General features: G+C 66.2%; 13 protein-coding genes. 7 read left to right on the top strand and 6 right to left on the bottom strand.

Annotated elements, in window-relative coordinates:
• Nucleotides 1-41 precede the first annotated feature (41 nt).
• From AC3A6I_RS14685 to AC3A6I_RS14660, 6 genes are all read left to right on the top strand, one after another.
• Entirely contained in the window at nt 42-1298 is a 1257-nt protein-coding gene (locus AC3A6I_RS14685; protein ID WP_487544464.1) for an extracellular solute-binding protein, read from the top strand.
• A gap of 72 nt (nt 1299-1370) precedes the next feature.
• Nucleotides 1371-2330 (top strand): carbohydrate ABC transporter permease, encoded by a 960-nt coding sequence (locus tag AC3A6I_RS14680; protein ID WP_487544463.1) that lies wholly within the window; start codon nt 1371-1373, stop codon nt 2328-2330.
• 4 nt (nt 2331-2334) lie between these two features.
• Complete coding sequence (locus tag AC3A6I_RS14675) at nt 2335-3180, top strand: carbohydrate ABC transporter permease (protein ID WP_487544462.1); 846 nt, start codon at nt 2335-2337, stop codon at nt 3178-3180.
• A gap of 5 nt (nt 3181-3185) precedes the next feature.
• Entirely contained in the window at nt 3186-4262 is a 1077-nt protein-coding gene (locus AC3A6I_RS14670) for an ABC transporter ATP-binding protein (RefSeq protein ID WP_487544460.1), read from the top strand.
• 182 nt (nt 4263-4444) lie between these two features.
• Nucleotides 4445-5614, top strand: coding sequence for an enolase C-terminal domain-like protein (locus AC3A6I_RS14665; protein ID WP_487544459.1), 1170 nt, complete (start codon nt 4445-4447; stop codon nt 5612-5614).
• A 5-nt stretch (nt 5615-5619) separates the two neighbouring features.
• Nucleotides 5620-7500, top strand: a complete 1881-nt coding sequence (locus tag AC3A6I_RS14660) for a DUF8034 domain-containing protein (RefSeq protein ID WP_487544458.1) — start codon at nt 5620-5622, stop codon at nt 7498-7500.
• Between the two features lie 136 nt (nt 7501-7636).
• Here AC3A6I_RS14660 and AC3A6I_RS14655 read toward each other — a convergent pair whose 3' ends face one another.
• Genes AC3A6I_RS14655 through AC3A6I_RS14630 form a run of 6 tightly spaced genes read right to left on the bottom strand, consistent with a single transcriptional unit; the run spans nt 7637 to nt 11998 of the window.
• A complete protein-coding gene (locus tag AC3A6I_RS14655) occupies nt 7637-8080 on the bottom strand; it encodes a MaoC/PaaZ C-terminal domain-containing protein (RefSeq protein WP_487544456.1) in 444 nt (147 codons plus the stop codon).
• Complete coding sequence (locus tag AC3A6I_RS14650) at nt 8080-9174, bottom strand: extracellular solute-binding protein (RefSeq protein WP_487545035.1); 1095 nt, start codon at nt 9172-9174, stop codon at nt 8080-8082. Before AC3A6I_RS14650 ends, AC3A6I_RS14655 begins: the two co-directional genes overlap by 1 nt.
• 17 nt (nt 9175-9191) lie before the next feature.
• The gene (locus AC3A6I_RS14645) at nt 9192-10343 is read right to left on the bottom strand and encodes a CaiB/BaiF CoA transferase family protein (protein ID WP_487544455.1); all 1152 of its coding nucleotides are present in this window, start codon (nt 10341-10343) and stop codon (nt 9192-9194) included.
• The gene (locus tag AC3A6I_RS14640; protein WP_487544454.1) at nt 10340-10909 is read right to left on the bottom strand and encodes a MaoC family dehydratase; all 570 of its coding nucleotides are present in this window, start codon (nt 10907-10909) and stop codon (nt 10340-10342) included. The genes AC3A6I_RS14645 and AC3A6I_RS14640 overlap by 4 nt, the downstream gene beginning before the upstream one ends.
• Complete coding sequence (locus tag AC3A6I_RS14635) at nt 10899-11228, bottom strand: L-rhamnose mutarotase (RefSeq protein WP_487544453.1); 330 nt, start codon at nt 11226-11228, stop codon at nt 10899-10901. The genes AC3A6I_RS14640 and AC3A6I_RS14635 overlap by 11 nt, the downstream gene beginning before the upstream one ends.
• A complete protein-coding gene (locus tag AC3A6I_RS14630; RefSeq protein WP_487544452.1) occupies nt 11225-11998 on the bottom strand; it encodes an IclR family transcriptional regulator in 774 nt (257 codons plus the stop codon). Before AC3A6I_RS14630 ends, AC3A6I_RS14635 begins: the two co-directional genes overlap by 4 nt.
• 143 nt (nt 11999-12141) lie before the next feature.
• Here AC3A6I_RS14630 and AC3A6I_RS14625 point away from each other — a divergent pair, with 143 nt between their 5' ends.
• A complete protein-coding gene (locus AC3A6I_RS14625; protein ID WP_487544451.1) occupies nt 12142-13113 on the top strand; it encodes an aldo/keto reductase in 972 nt (323 codons plus the stop codon).
• Nucleotides 13114-13177: the final 64 nt, after the last annotated feature.

Here is a 13177-nt window from a genome sequence, read left to right as displayed (position 1 = left end):
ATCAGACCGCATAAGTGAGCGATCACAAGGGAGGAGTTGAAATGACAACGAAGTTTGACCGGCGTTCGGTCCTGAAGATGGGCGGGGGCCTGCTGGCCGCGTCGGCGATGACGCCGATCACCGGCGCTTTCGCGCAGGCGGCCGGCATCAACTACTGGCACACCTTCACCAGCCAGTCGGAAGCGGCCGGCCTGCAGGCGGTGCTGGACCTGTTCAAGGCGGCGCACCCCGATGTCGCGGTAACGCCCGAGAACATCCCGAATCCCGAATTCATGGCCAAGATCACCGCGGCCGTGGTGTCGGGCAGCCGACCCAATGTCACCATGGTCGCCTCCGAGCGGTTCCAGGACCTGCTCGCCATGGGCGCGCTGACCGACATGACCGACCGCATCGCCAACTGGGAGCGTCGTGCTGACTTCGACGACAAGCGCTTCGACTCCATTACGGCCGACGGCAAGGTCTATGGCGTGCCCGGCTTCACGTTCGTGGACTGGATGTACTACCGCAAGGACTGGTTCGAGGAGGCCGGCATCGCCCCGCCGACCACCTATGACGAGTTCCGCGACGCCGCCATCAAGCTGACCGATCCGGCCAAGGGGCGCTTCGGCTTCGGCCTGCGCGGCGGCCCGGGCGGCCAGAACTTCATCGTCAACGTGATGGAAGCCTTCGGCTCGCCCGTGCTGCACGCCGACGGCACGATCGGGCTCGATCGCGACAAGGCCATCCAGGCGCTCGACTGGTATTCGGGCCTCCTGGTCAAGGACCACGCGGTGCCGACCAGCGCCGCCAATGACGGCTTCCAGCAGGTCATTTCCGGCTTCCAGACCGGGCAGACCGCGATGATCTGGCACCACACCGGCTCGTACCAGGACATCGCCAGCAAGCTGGAGCCGGGCGTCGAGTTTGGCACGCTGGCCATGCCGGCAGGTCCGGCGACGCGCGTGGCTCGCCTTGCCTACGCCTATAACTGCATCACCAACGAGGAGAATGCAGACGCGGCGTGGGAGTGGATCAAGTTCTGGGGCGAGCCTGACGCGGCCGTGGCGTTCCTCGAAAAGACCGGCTACTTCCCGGCCTCCACCGTTGCGGCCGGCGACGAGCGCATCGGCGGCAACCCGATGTACAAGGCGGCATCGGATACGCTGGGCTTCGGCATTCCGCAGCCGAGCTTCCCGGGTGCGGCCGGCTGGGCCGAGAGCACCGTGCTGCCGGCGCTGCAGCAGATCCTCATCGGCCAGGCGACGCCCGAGCAGGCGGTCGACCAGATGATCCAGGGCCTGGCCGAAGCCACTTCCTGATGCCTCGGGCGGCCGAGTGAATCCGGCCGCCCTTTCCTGCAACACGACCGATCCACGCTTTAGGGAGCCTTGATGAGCCAGGGCCGTTCCATACCCGCCATGCCGCCGCCACGTTCCACCTGGGACGCGATCAATCCAATGCGGCTGCTCGGCGAGCTCTCCGAGACGCGCTACTGGATGTATCTGCTGCTGCTGCCCAGCGCGCTGCTGATCACCGCCATCGTGCTCTTTCCCACCCTCTACGGCTTCCAGCTGAGCTTCACCGAGATGCGGCTCAACCGCCCGGCGGGCAATGGCGCCTTCGTGGGCCTGAAGCACTACGCCCGGATGATCTCGGACCCGATCTTCTGGCTGTCACTGCGCAACACCGCGGTCTGGGTCACCTTCTCGATCATCATCGAGTTCGTGGTCGGCCTCGTCGCCGCGCTGGCGCTGAACCGCAACCTGCCGGGCAGCAAGATCTTCGCGGTGCTGATCCTGATCCCGTATTTCCTGCCCAACGTGGTGGCGGGCAACATGTGGGCGCTCATGCTCGATGCACGCGTCGGCGTGGTCAACGACCTGCTCGTCCGCATCGGCTTCCTCGAGACCTACAAGGCGTGGTTCGCCGACCCCAATACCGCGATGGCGGCGGCCATCTTCATCGAGGCCTGGCACAGCTTCCCGTTCTTCACGCTGCTGATCATGGCGGGGCTGAAGGGCATTCCGACCGACCTCTACAAGGCCGCCGACATCGACGGGGCAGGGGCTTTCTCGCAGCTGAGGCTGATCACGCTGCCCATGCTGCGCACCATCATCGCGGCGGCGGTGATCCTGCGCGTCATCGGCCTCGTCAACTCGCCGGACCTCCTACTGATCCTGACGCAGGGCGGGCCGGGACGATCGACACAGGTGCTGTCGCTGTATGCGTTCCAGAACGCCTACAAGGATTTCAACTTCGGCTATGCCGGCGCGCTGTCCGTCGTGATGTTCGTGCTGCTGATGCTGTTCGCCTGGGCCTATATCCGGCTCAGCAAGGTCAACCAGGACTAGCGCCATGGCCCAGACCCGCTCCAGCTCCAAACGCGTATGGGATGTGCTCAGCTACGCCGTGCTGATCTTCCTCGGCCTGCTCAGCATCTTCCCGCTGCTGTGGATGCTGCTGACCTCGTTCAAGGTCGAGGACGACATCATCACCCGCGAGATGGTGTATTTCCCGACCCGCTTCACGCTCGAGAGCTATGTGAAGCTGTGGAACCAGTCCGGCTATCCGGTGCTGGTGTTCAACAGCCTGATCACCACGACGCTGACGGTGGCGATCTGCCTGCTCACCGGCACCATCGCCTCCTACGCGTTCTCGCGGTTCAACTTCCCGGGCCGCACGCAGCTGATGCTCAGCTACCTGATCGTGCGCATGTTCCCGGCGGTGCTGATGATCATCCCGCTGTTCATCGTGATGAAGAATGTCGGGCTGCTCGATTCCAGCGCCGGCCTCGCGGTGGCGTACACGAGCTTCCTGTTGCCGCTGTTCGTGTGGATGCTGAAGGGCTTCTTCGACGCGGCGCCCAAGGAGCTCGAGAGCGCGGCGCGCATCGATGGCTCGACCCGGATCGGGGCGATGTTCCGCATCGTCATCCCGATCGCGCGCAACGGGCTGGTCGCGACCTGCGTGTTCGTCGCGATCGCGGCGTGGAACGAGTATCTGTTCGCGCTGATGCTCACCACCAGCACCGGTTCGCGCACCTGGCCGGTCGGCCTGCAACTGATGGTCGGCGAGTTCCAGCTGCCCTGGGGCATGCTGGCCGCCGGCGGCATCATTTCCATCATCCCCGTGATCGTGCTGTTCGCCCTGGTGCAGCGCGTCATGGTTGCCGGCATCACCGCCGGCGCAGTCAAGGGTTAGTGCCGATGGCCACTCTATCGATCAAAGGCATCCGCAAGAGTTTCGGGACGCTGGAGGTGCTGAAAAGCATCGACATCGAGCTCGACGATGGCGGCTTCCTCGTGTTGCTCGGGCCGTCGGGCTGCGGAAAATCGACGCTGCTGTCGATCATCGCCGGGCTCGAGCCGAGCTCGGGCGGCGATGTCCTGATCGGGGACCGCAACGTCAACGACGTGCACCCCAAGGATCGCAACATCGCCATGGTGTTCCAGAGCTATGCGCTCTATCCGACCATGCCGGTGCGCCGGAACATCGGCTTCGGGCTCGAGATGCGGAAGGTACCGCAGGGCGAGCGCGAGGCGGCGGTGCAGCGGGCGGCGGAGCTGTTGCAGATCGAGCACCTGCTCGACCGCAAGCCGGCGCAATTGTCGGGCGGGCAGCGGCAGCGCGTGGCCATGGGCCGCGCTATCGTGCGCGATCCGGACCTGTTCCTGTTCGACGAGCCGCTGTCCAACCTCGATGCGAAGCTGCGTGTCGAGATGCGGACCGAGATCAAGCGGCTGCACGACCGGCTCGGGACCTCGGTGGTCTATGTCACGCACGACCAGGTGGAGGCGATGACGCTGGGCACCAAGGTGGCGGTAATGCGCGAGGGGGTGATCCAGCAGATCGCCGATCCGCAGACCATCTACGAGCGGCCGGCCAACATGTTCGTCGCGGGCTTCATCGGCTCGCCGACGATGAACTTCCTGTCGGGCACGCTCGAGCAGGCCGGCGACGGGCTGGTGCTGCGGCACGGCGATGGCGCGCTGCCGCTCGCGGGGCTCGAGCAGGATGTCGCGGCGTTCGTCGGGCGCAAGGTGGTGGCGGGCATCCGGCCGGAGAGCCTGAGCGCCGGCACGGGGGCGGCGACGCTGAGCGGTACGGTCGAGGTGGTCGAGCCTACGGGGCCGGACACCATGGTGATCGTCAATGTCGGCGGGCAGCTGATCAGCGCCCGGCTCGGTTCGCGCGCCCGGCCAAGGCTCGGCGACACGCTGACGCTCGAGGTCGACGCGAGCGCAGTGAACCTGTTCGACCCCGAGTCCGGCAACCGAATTTGACTTCAGGCCAGCTGGGAGGCTGGCCGCCATCCGCATCCACCGGCTGTCATCCCTGCGAAGGCAGGGATCCATCTCTCGGCTGGCGCGGGCGGTGAAATGGACCCCTGCTTTCGCAGGGGTGACATCGAATTTGGGGCGAGGTGCGGTGAGTGGAACTGCGCCTGCCTCCAGGAGGAGACAGCATGAAAGACCTGCGCATCAAGCGCCTGACCGTCACGCAGTACAAGTGGAAGCGGCGCGACCTGACCGGCGACTATAACGGCTTCAACCACGTCTATCTCAAGGGCGGCGAAGTCGAGTTCACCGACTACGTGATGACGATGGAGACCGAGGGCGGGATCACCGGCGAGTATTCGGGTGGCGTCGGCGTTTCCTACGCGCAGGTGGCGATGGCGGCGCAGTACCTGATCGGCAAGAACGCGCTGCAACGCGAGCTGATCTGGAACGACCTGAAGCGGGCGCTGCGCAAGCATGACAGGTTCGGCATCGGGCCGATCGACTGCGCGCTGTGGGACATTGCGGGCAAGGCCTATGGCGTGCCGGTTTACGAGCTGCTCGGCGGGTGGCGGAAGGCGCTGCCGGCCTATGCCTCGACCTTCCACGGCGACGAGAATGGCGGGCTCGACAGCCCGGAGGCGTTCGGCGAGTTCGCCTTGCAGTGCAAGGAAATGGGCTATCCGGCGTTCAAGATCCACGGTTGGGGCCACGGGCCGATCCGGCGCGAGGCGCAGGCCGTGCTCGCCACCCGCAAGGCGGTGGGCGACACGATGGACCTGATGATCGACCCCGGCTGCGAGTACGAGAACTGGGGCGACGCGCTCAAGGTTGGCCAGGCCTGCGATGAGGCCAACTATTTCTGGTACGAGGATCCGTACAAGGATGGCGGGCTGTCGGCCTATGCGCACAAGCGGCTGCGCGACTTCATCAAGACGCCGATCCTGATGGGCGAGCACATCCGCGGCATGGAGCTGCGGGTCGACAACCTGATCGCCGAGGGCACGGATTTCGTGCGCGCCGATGTCGACTATGACGGCGGTATTACCGGGGTGATGAAGCTGGCGCATGTCGCCGAGGGTTTTGGCATGGACCTCGAGATCCACGCGCCGGGGCACGCGCCGCGGCATTGCATGTCGGCGATCCGCAACACCAACTACTACGAGCTCGGGCTGGTGAACCCGAAGGTCGCGGGCTGGAAATCGCAGCACCAGGTGCATGCCGACGACTATTCCGACGATCTCGACGCGGTCGACAAGAATGGCTGCGTGCCGGTGCCGGAGGGGCCGGGCCTCGGCTACAACCTCAACTGGGACTGGATCGAGAAGCACGCCACCGGCACCACGGTCTACGAGTAAGCGCCATGTCCACCGCCAACCTGCCGCGGGTGGACGTCACCCGCCTCGCCCCGCTGCCGAAATGGGCGCTGCTGCAGCGCCGGATCTTCGATGTGCTCAACGTGGCGGCGATCGAGTTCGCCGACCGCTACACCCGCGATGACGGCACGCTGATCTGGCGCGACGAGTGGCCGGGCATGGATGGCTCGGACGACCCCTATGAGGGGTTCATGAACATGCCGCTGTTCTACGCGCTGGGCGGGGCGCGCGAAGTGTACGAGCGCAGCCGTGTCATCTGGGACGGCATCACCTGGCAATGGACCGAGTACGGCCAGATCCACCGTGAGTACGACGCCTATTACGACTGGATGCACCACGGCGAGAGCAACCTGTTCTTCTATTTCCTCGGGCTCGCCGACCCCGATGTGCTGAAGGACCGGCAGCGCACGCGGCGGTTCGCCGGCTTCTACAATGGCGAGGATGCCGAGGCGCTGAACTGGGATGCCGAGCGCAAGCTGATGCGCTCGCCGATCAATGGCAGCCGGGGCCCAAGGCACGTGCAGACGGCCGAGGACTGGTCGACGCACCGCGAAATCCTCGACAACTACCTGCCGCCCTTCGAGGACCTGCCGGGGATCGACCGCTACGGCATGAAGACGCCGTGGTCGGACGATGCCGTCTATGCCGAGATCCTCAGGCGGATCAACGAGCGGCAATCGCGCGGTGACGTGCCGCTGAACCTCGGCGCCAGTTCGCTGATGACGCATGCCTACGCCTATACGGGCGAGGAGAAGTATCGCGCCTGGGTGCTCGACTATCTCGCGGCGTGGGAAGAGCGCACGGCGCGCAATGGCGGGATCACGCCGGACAATATCGGACTTTCGGGCGAGATCGGCGAATACAATGACGGCAAGTGGTGGGGTGGCTATTACGGCTGGCGCTGGCCGCATGGCTCGGTGTCGCTGCTCGAGCCGATCTCCGTCGCGGGCATGAATGCCGTCGCGCTGACCGGCGAGATGAAACACCTCAACCTCCTGCGCTCGCAGCTCGACATGCTGTGGGGCCTGCGGCAGGGCGAGCTGGTGCCGAACCGGCACTATGACGAAGGCTGGCGCGATTTCCGCCATCCGCACCCGATGTTCGGCGTCTACCTCTGGGCCATATCGATGGACGAGGCCGACGCGGCACGGGCCGAGCGCGGCTGGGCACATGAGCTGTTCGACGCGGTGAGCCCGGCCTATTCGAGCTACGGCCAGAAGACGGCCGGCGGGCACATGGGCTTCAACGGCAACACGGCGCAGTGGTTCAGGTTCATGCGCGGGGATTGGCCGGACTATCCGGAGCGGATCCTCGAAGCCAACCTTACGACGATCGCCGAGCAGATCGCTACGTTCCGCTCGGACGAGAACGATCCCGAGACGATGGACCACTATCGCGAGTCGATGACCATCCACATGTGGCAGCAGCTGACCCCGATGATCATCGAGGGGCTGACGCAGCTGACGCTGGGCGGGCCGATGCACGTCTATCACGGCGGGTTGCAGCATGCCCGGTTCCGCTACTTCGATCCGGACGGCGAGCGGCCGGGATTGCCGGAGGGCGTGGCCGCGCTGGTCGATGGACTGCGCGATGACGGGGCGTCGCTGACGCTGGTGAACACCGATCCGCTCAAGGCGCGCGAGGTGATCGTTCAGGCGGGGACCTTCGGGGAGCACGACTTTGCCGGTGGGACGCTGGATGGCGTGGCGTTCGATGCGACGGGGCGCTGGTTGACGGTACGGCTCGCGGCTGGGGCGACCGCGAAGCTGGAGCTTGGGATGAAACGGTACGTGCGGCCGCCGAGCTATGACACGCCGTGGGTGACGGCAGCGGAGGGCTTGGCACCGATACGGGGTCGGGTGGAGTAGACCACCTCTCCCTTGGGGGAGAGGTCGGCGCGAAGCGCCGGGTGAGGGGGCCTTTCCCACGCTCGGCGTTTGCGGCAAGGCCCCCTCACCCTAACCCTCTCCCCCAAGGGAGAGGGGACGATGCGGAGCGATGGAGCTATCCCCGCCGCTGCGCCAGGTAGATGTGCTGGCAGGCCAGCACGACCTCGTCGCGCTGGTTGATCACCCGCACCTCCTCGGTGATGCGGCCGTATTGGGGGCGCTTCGGATCATCGTCCAGCGCGGCGATGGTCAGCTCGGTGTGGATGGTGTCGCCGATGAACACCGGCCTGGGGAAGCGCAGGCGTTCGTAGCCGTAGGTGAAGGCGAGCGGGTTGATCTCGGTGGCGGTGAGGCCGATGCCGATGGCGAAGGTCATGGTGCCGTGGGCGATGCGCTGGCCGAATTCCGAGGCCTTCATGAACTCGGCATCCATGTGGTGCGGGAAGAAATCCCCCGTATGGCCGGCATGGACGACGAAATCGGTCTCGGTGATGGTGCGACCGCTGGTCTTGCGGAGTTCGCCGACGGCGTAGTCCTCGAAATGGCGCGGGCGCTCCATCAGAAGCTCTCCCGGAACATGCGGTCGATATCGGCGAGGATGGCGGCGGGGGCTTCCCGGTTGATCAGGCCGGCATTGAGGCGCTTTGAGGCGGCATCCTGGAACGCCATGTAGCCGTTGTGGCGCGGGCGGACATAGGCGCCTTCGAGCGTCTTGCGGGTGTCGCGATAGAAGTCGCCGGCGGCGGCGTTCACGGCGTCGTCCTCCCACGCCGTGGCATGGCCGGGCTGGCCGCCGGAGCTGGCATATAGGCCGCGTTGCACATCGGCCGAGGCGACCCAGTAGGCGTAGTCGATCGCGGCCTGCCGGTTCTGCGAGAAGGCCGAGACGGCGATGCCGGTGCCGCCGAGGGCCGAGCCGGTTGCGCCGGGCAGCGGAATATCGGCGAAGGTCAGCCGGTGGGGGCGGAAGCCGGGCACGGCGTAGCTGACATAGCCATAGCCGAGCGGCATCAGCGATACGAGGGCATCGGGGCGAGCCATGGCTTCGGAGGCGGCGATCGGGTCCATGGCGAAGTTGGAGGGCTCAATGTGAGCGGCAACTTCGGCCAGCATTTCGATGGCGCGGATGCCGGTGCCGCGGTCGACGAACTCGCCGTTTTCCACCGCGCAGGGATGGCCGAGGTTGGCGGTGAGGGTGAAGAAGCTCATCATCGAGTGCGGGGCGAGGAGCGGGAAGACCACCTGTCCGGCTTTCGCCAGCGCGACGACGCCGTCCCAGTCCTTCGGCGGTTCGACCAGGTCGGCGCGGTAGGCCATGACCTGCGTCGCGGCATCGATGGGGAAGGCCCATTGATGGCCGGCATACTCGTAGCTCGGGTAGGACTGGCCCACCGAACCCCGGGCCAGCGCATTGCGCTCGGCCTCGCGGCCGGGGATGTCGAGCGGGGCGAGGCAGCCTTCGGCGACGACCTGGCCGACATGTGGGTGATCGATGACGATCATGTCGTACTGCCGGGCCAGTTCCTCGACCGGGAAGGACTCGAAGTCCTGCAGGCTCCGCTTGTCCCACTCGATCCGGACGCCGGTCTTGCCGGCCCATGCGCCGGCGGTCGCCACCATCGGGTCATAGCCGCGCGGATGGCTCCAGGTCATGCCCTTGAGGGTGATGGTCACAGGCCGAACTCCTTGCGGATCTTTGCGCTCTGCTCGCCGATCAGCGGCGCAGCGCGGGTGGTCTTGCTGCGTGCGCCGTCGATGCGGAGCGGCGAGCGGGTAGTGAGAATGGAGACACCGTCGTCACGGGTGACGGTCTGCAGCATGTCGAGCGCCTTGAAGCCGTCGCTCTCCATCAGCTCGGGCCATTCGAGCACTTTCGCGCACCAGATGTCGGCGGGCTCGAGGAGGGCCAGCCATTCGGCGGTAGTGCGGGTGGCGAGCCGCTCGGCGATGTGCCGCTTTATCTCGTCGCGGGCGGTGAACCAGCTTTTCGGATCGGCGGCGTAGGGGGCAAGGGCCGGAAGCTCGAGCAGGTCGCGGATCTTGCCGAGCGGGGTCATGGCGAGGGCGAGCCAGCCGTCGGCGGTGGCGTAGACGCCGTATGGGGCCGACAGATAGGCGTGGGCCGAGCGGAACTCCGAGCGCTTCGGCTTGCGGCGGCCGTCGTTGAGATGGGTAGTCAGCACCTCGAACTGGAAGTCGATCAGCGCTTCGAGGAGGCTCGTTTCGACATGGGCGCCCTTGCCGGTGCGGCCCTTCTGCACCAGCGCTGCGAGAATGCCCTGCGCCACAGCGGCGCCGGCGAGCATGTCGGCGATGGCGAGGCCGAAGGGAACCGGCCCCTGGTCATGATCGCCATTCAGCCACATGACGCCGGAGCGGGCCTGGGCCAGCAGGTCCTGTCCGGGGCGCTGCACCCACGGACCTTCGTCGCCGTACCCGGTGATCGAGGCGTAGACCATGCCGGGGTTGATGGCCTTCACGCTATCATAGTCGAGGCCCAGCCGCTCGATGACGCCCGGGCGGAAATTCTGCAGCGTGACGTCGGCCTTGGTCAGCAGCTTTTTCAGCGCGGCGATGTCGGCCGGATTCTTGAGATCGAGCGCGAGGCTTTCCTTGCTCCGGTTGATAGCGTGAAAAATGGTCGAGTCGCCGCCGATCTCGGTGTCGCTGAGATAGAGCCGGCGGCTGAGGTCGCCGCCGTCAGGGCGCTCTATCTTGATGACGCGCGCTCCGAGATCCTGCAGCCGAAGCGAGGCGTAGGGGCCGGACAGGAACTGGCAGAGGTCGACGACGATGATGCCGTCGAGGGGCAGGGTGGTCATTTCTCGGCGGTCTTTTCTGTCTGGCCTTCGAAATCGGGCGGGTTGCGGTATTTCACCGTCTGCAGGTGCTCGCAGTAGAGCACCAATTCGCCTTCGCCCTTGAACACTTCGTAGCTGGCGCGGATCAGGCCCAGCTCCTTGTATTTCGGGCGTTTCTCCATGTTGGTGCGGATGGTGTAGATGGTGTCGCCGATGAAGGTCGGTTTGATGAACCTGAGCTTGTCATAGCCGTAGCTGAAGGCATTGATGCAGTTGGTGGCGACGAGCCCCAGCCCGGCTGAGAACACGAAGGCGCCGGCGACGAGGCGGCGGCCGAACTGGCCTTCGCTGGTGGCGAAGATCTCGTCGGCCACATAGGGGTGCATATCGGTGACGAGGGCGTTGAACTGCATGCTCTCGCCCTCCGAGATGGTGCGGCGGAGCGAACGGATTTTGTGGCCGACCTCAAAATCCTCGTAGAACCAGTTCTCGGCGTTCCATACCGGCAGGCGCGCGTGCTCGGCCGGCATGGTCGTCGGGTTGGTCGAATGGATGCCGACGGTGGGCATGGGCGCCTCAGTCGACATGGAAGACTTCTTCGGTGGAGGCCCACCACTCGCCGTCCTTGCGGGTGTCGAGCGGCTTCTGCATCGGGCCGCAGAGCGCCCACCATTCCTGCGTCCTGGGGTCGGCGGCCATTTTGGCCATGTCGGCCTCGTAGTCTGTGCCGACATACTCGAAATAGGCGAACATGAGGTTCTCCGGCTCGCGCAGGAAGATCGAGTAGTTGGTGATGTTGCTGGCCTTGATCTGGGCCAGCACGTCCGGCCACACCGCGGCGTGGACGCGCTTGTACTCGGCCATCTGCTCGGGCCTCAGCCCGATGACGCTGCCATATCGCTTCATGTTGTTCCTCCCGGGGTGATGACGCGCTGCGAAATCTCGCGGCCGGCGCGCTGCAGCAGCGCGAGCGTGGCCGGCATGTCGGGGGCGGCGGCGATGTCGAGCCGCTGCGAATAGGGGCATGTCAGCGCCGCGAGCACGGTGCCGAGCGGGCCGTGGACGGGCACCGACAGGTTGTGGACGCCGGGGATCTGCACGCTGGGCATGGCCTCGTAGCCCTGCGCGCCGACCTCGATGAGGGCGGCCTCCAGCCCGGCGGGCAGGGCCTCGGACTGTTCGGCCAGCATCAGGGCACGCTGTTCGGGCGTGGCGAAGGCGAGGAAGATGTGGCCCGAGCCGGTGTTGACGAGGCTGACGCGGCTGCCGACGCGGATCGAGACGTTCCAGTAGCCGGGGCCGTCGACCTGGGCGATCACCACGAGCGCGTTGCGGTCCTCGACGACGAGATGCACCGCCTGCTCGGCGGTCAGCGCGAACTGGCGCATGATCGGCATGGCGTGGCCGACGAGGCGCTGGATGGGCGAGTGTCGGTAGGCGAGTTCGAACAGCTTCAGCGTCAGGTCGTAGCGGTCTTCGGCGGTACGGCGGACATAGCCGCGGCGCACGAGCCGATCGAGCATGCGGTAGATTTCGTTGGGGCTGCGGTCGAGCGCCTTCGCGATTTCGGCCTGGCTCAGGCTGTCGGGCCGGCCGGCCAGCAGCTCGAGGATGTCGAGGCCCTTGTCGAGGGCGGGGGCGCGGTAGCGATCGGCCTCCTCCGCAAGCTCAGCCATCGTTCCTCCTTGATACTCACATGCAAATAGATCATTCATATACGAGTGATCAAGCCGAAAGGTCAGTGGCGGGGTCGGCTCGGGCGGGATATGTCCGGCTGGCTCGGCGGCCATGGGGCCGGCGGCAACAGGAAGACCAGTTCATGTTCGACTTGCGCCCGGTGGGCCAGACTGCGCTCGCCGTGACCAGCCTCGGCTTCGGTTGCGCCTCGATCGGCAATCTCGGCCTGACGGTGAGCGACGACGAAGCAGCGGCGGTGCTGGCGCGCGCCTGGGACGCTGGTGTCCGCTATTTCGATACGGCTCCGCACTATGGGCGAGGGCGGTCGGAGGCGCGGCTGGGGGCCTTCCTCAGGACGCGGCCGCGCGGCGAATATGTCGTGTCGACCAAGGTGGGCAAGGTGCTGCGGGCCGGGACGTACGTACCTGAGGCGGACGGATTTTTCGATCCGCTGCCCAACGACGCGCACTACGACTACTCGGCGGAGGCGATCGAGGAGGCGCTGGCGGGCTCGCTCGGACGGCTCGGGACCGGGCATGTCGATATCGTCTACGTGCACGACATCGGCACGATGACGCATGGGGCGGCCAACGCGCGGCATTTCGAGGCGCTGATGGCGACGGGCCTGCCATACCTGCAACGGCTGAAGGCCGAGGGGAAGATCGGGGCGATCGGCGTCGGCGTGAACGAGACGGCGATCGCGGTCGAGATCCTCAGGGCGCAACCGCTGGATGTGGTCCTGCTGGCGGGGCGGTGGACGTTGCTGGATCGCGAGGGCGAGGCGGAGCTGGTGCCGCTGGCGCGCGAGAAGGGCACGAGCCTCGTCCTCGGCGGGATCTACAATTCGGGCATCCTCGCCAGCGGAGCGCAGCCGGGCGCCTGGTTCAACTACCAGCCGGCGAGCGAGGCGGTGTTGGCCCGGGTGCGCGAGCTCGAGGCGCGGGCCGAGGCGGAAGGTGCGAGCCTGCCGCATGCGGCGCTGCAGTTCGGCCTGACGCGGCCGGGCGTCGCCAGCGTGCTGGTGGGCACGGCGCGCGTGCCGCAACTGCAGCAGAATCTCAGCTGGGCGAGGACGCCGTTCTCGTCCGAGGCGGCGGCGCGGCTGTTTGCATAGGTGTGGTCGCGCTTTTGAACCGGGAAAGTCTGCAACTTTTCCTGGAAGCGCTTCGGTAGGGAGA

Source organism: Devosia sp. Soil_C_22, assembly GCF_057657195.1.
Note: the sequence above shows the minus strand (reverse complement) of the source record. Positions and strands in the feature narration are given on the sequence as shown.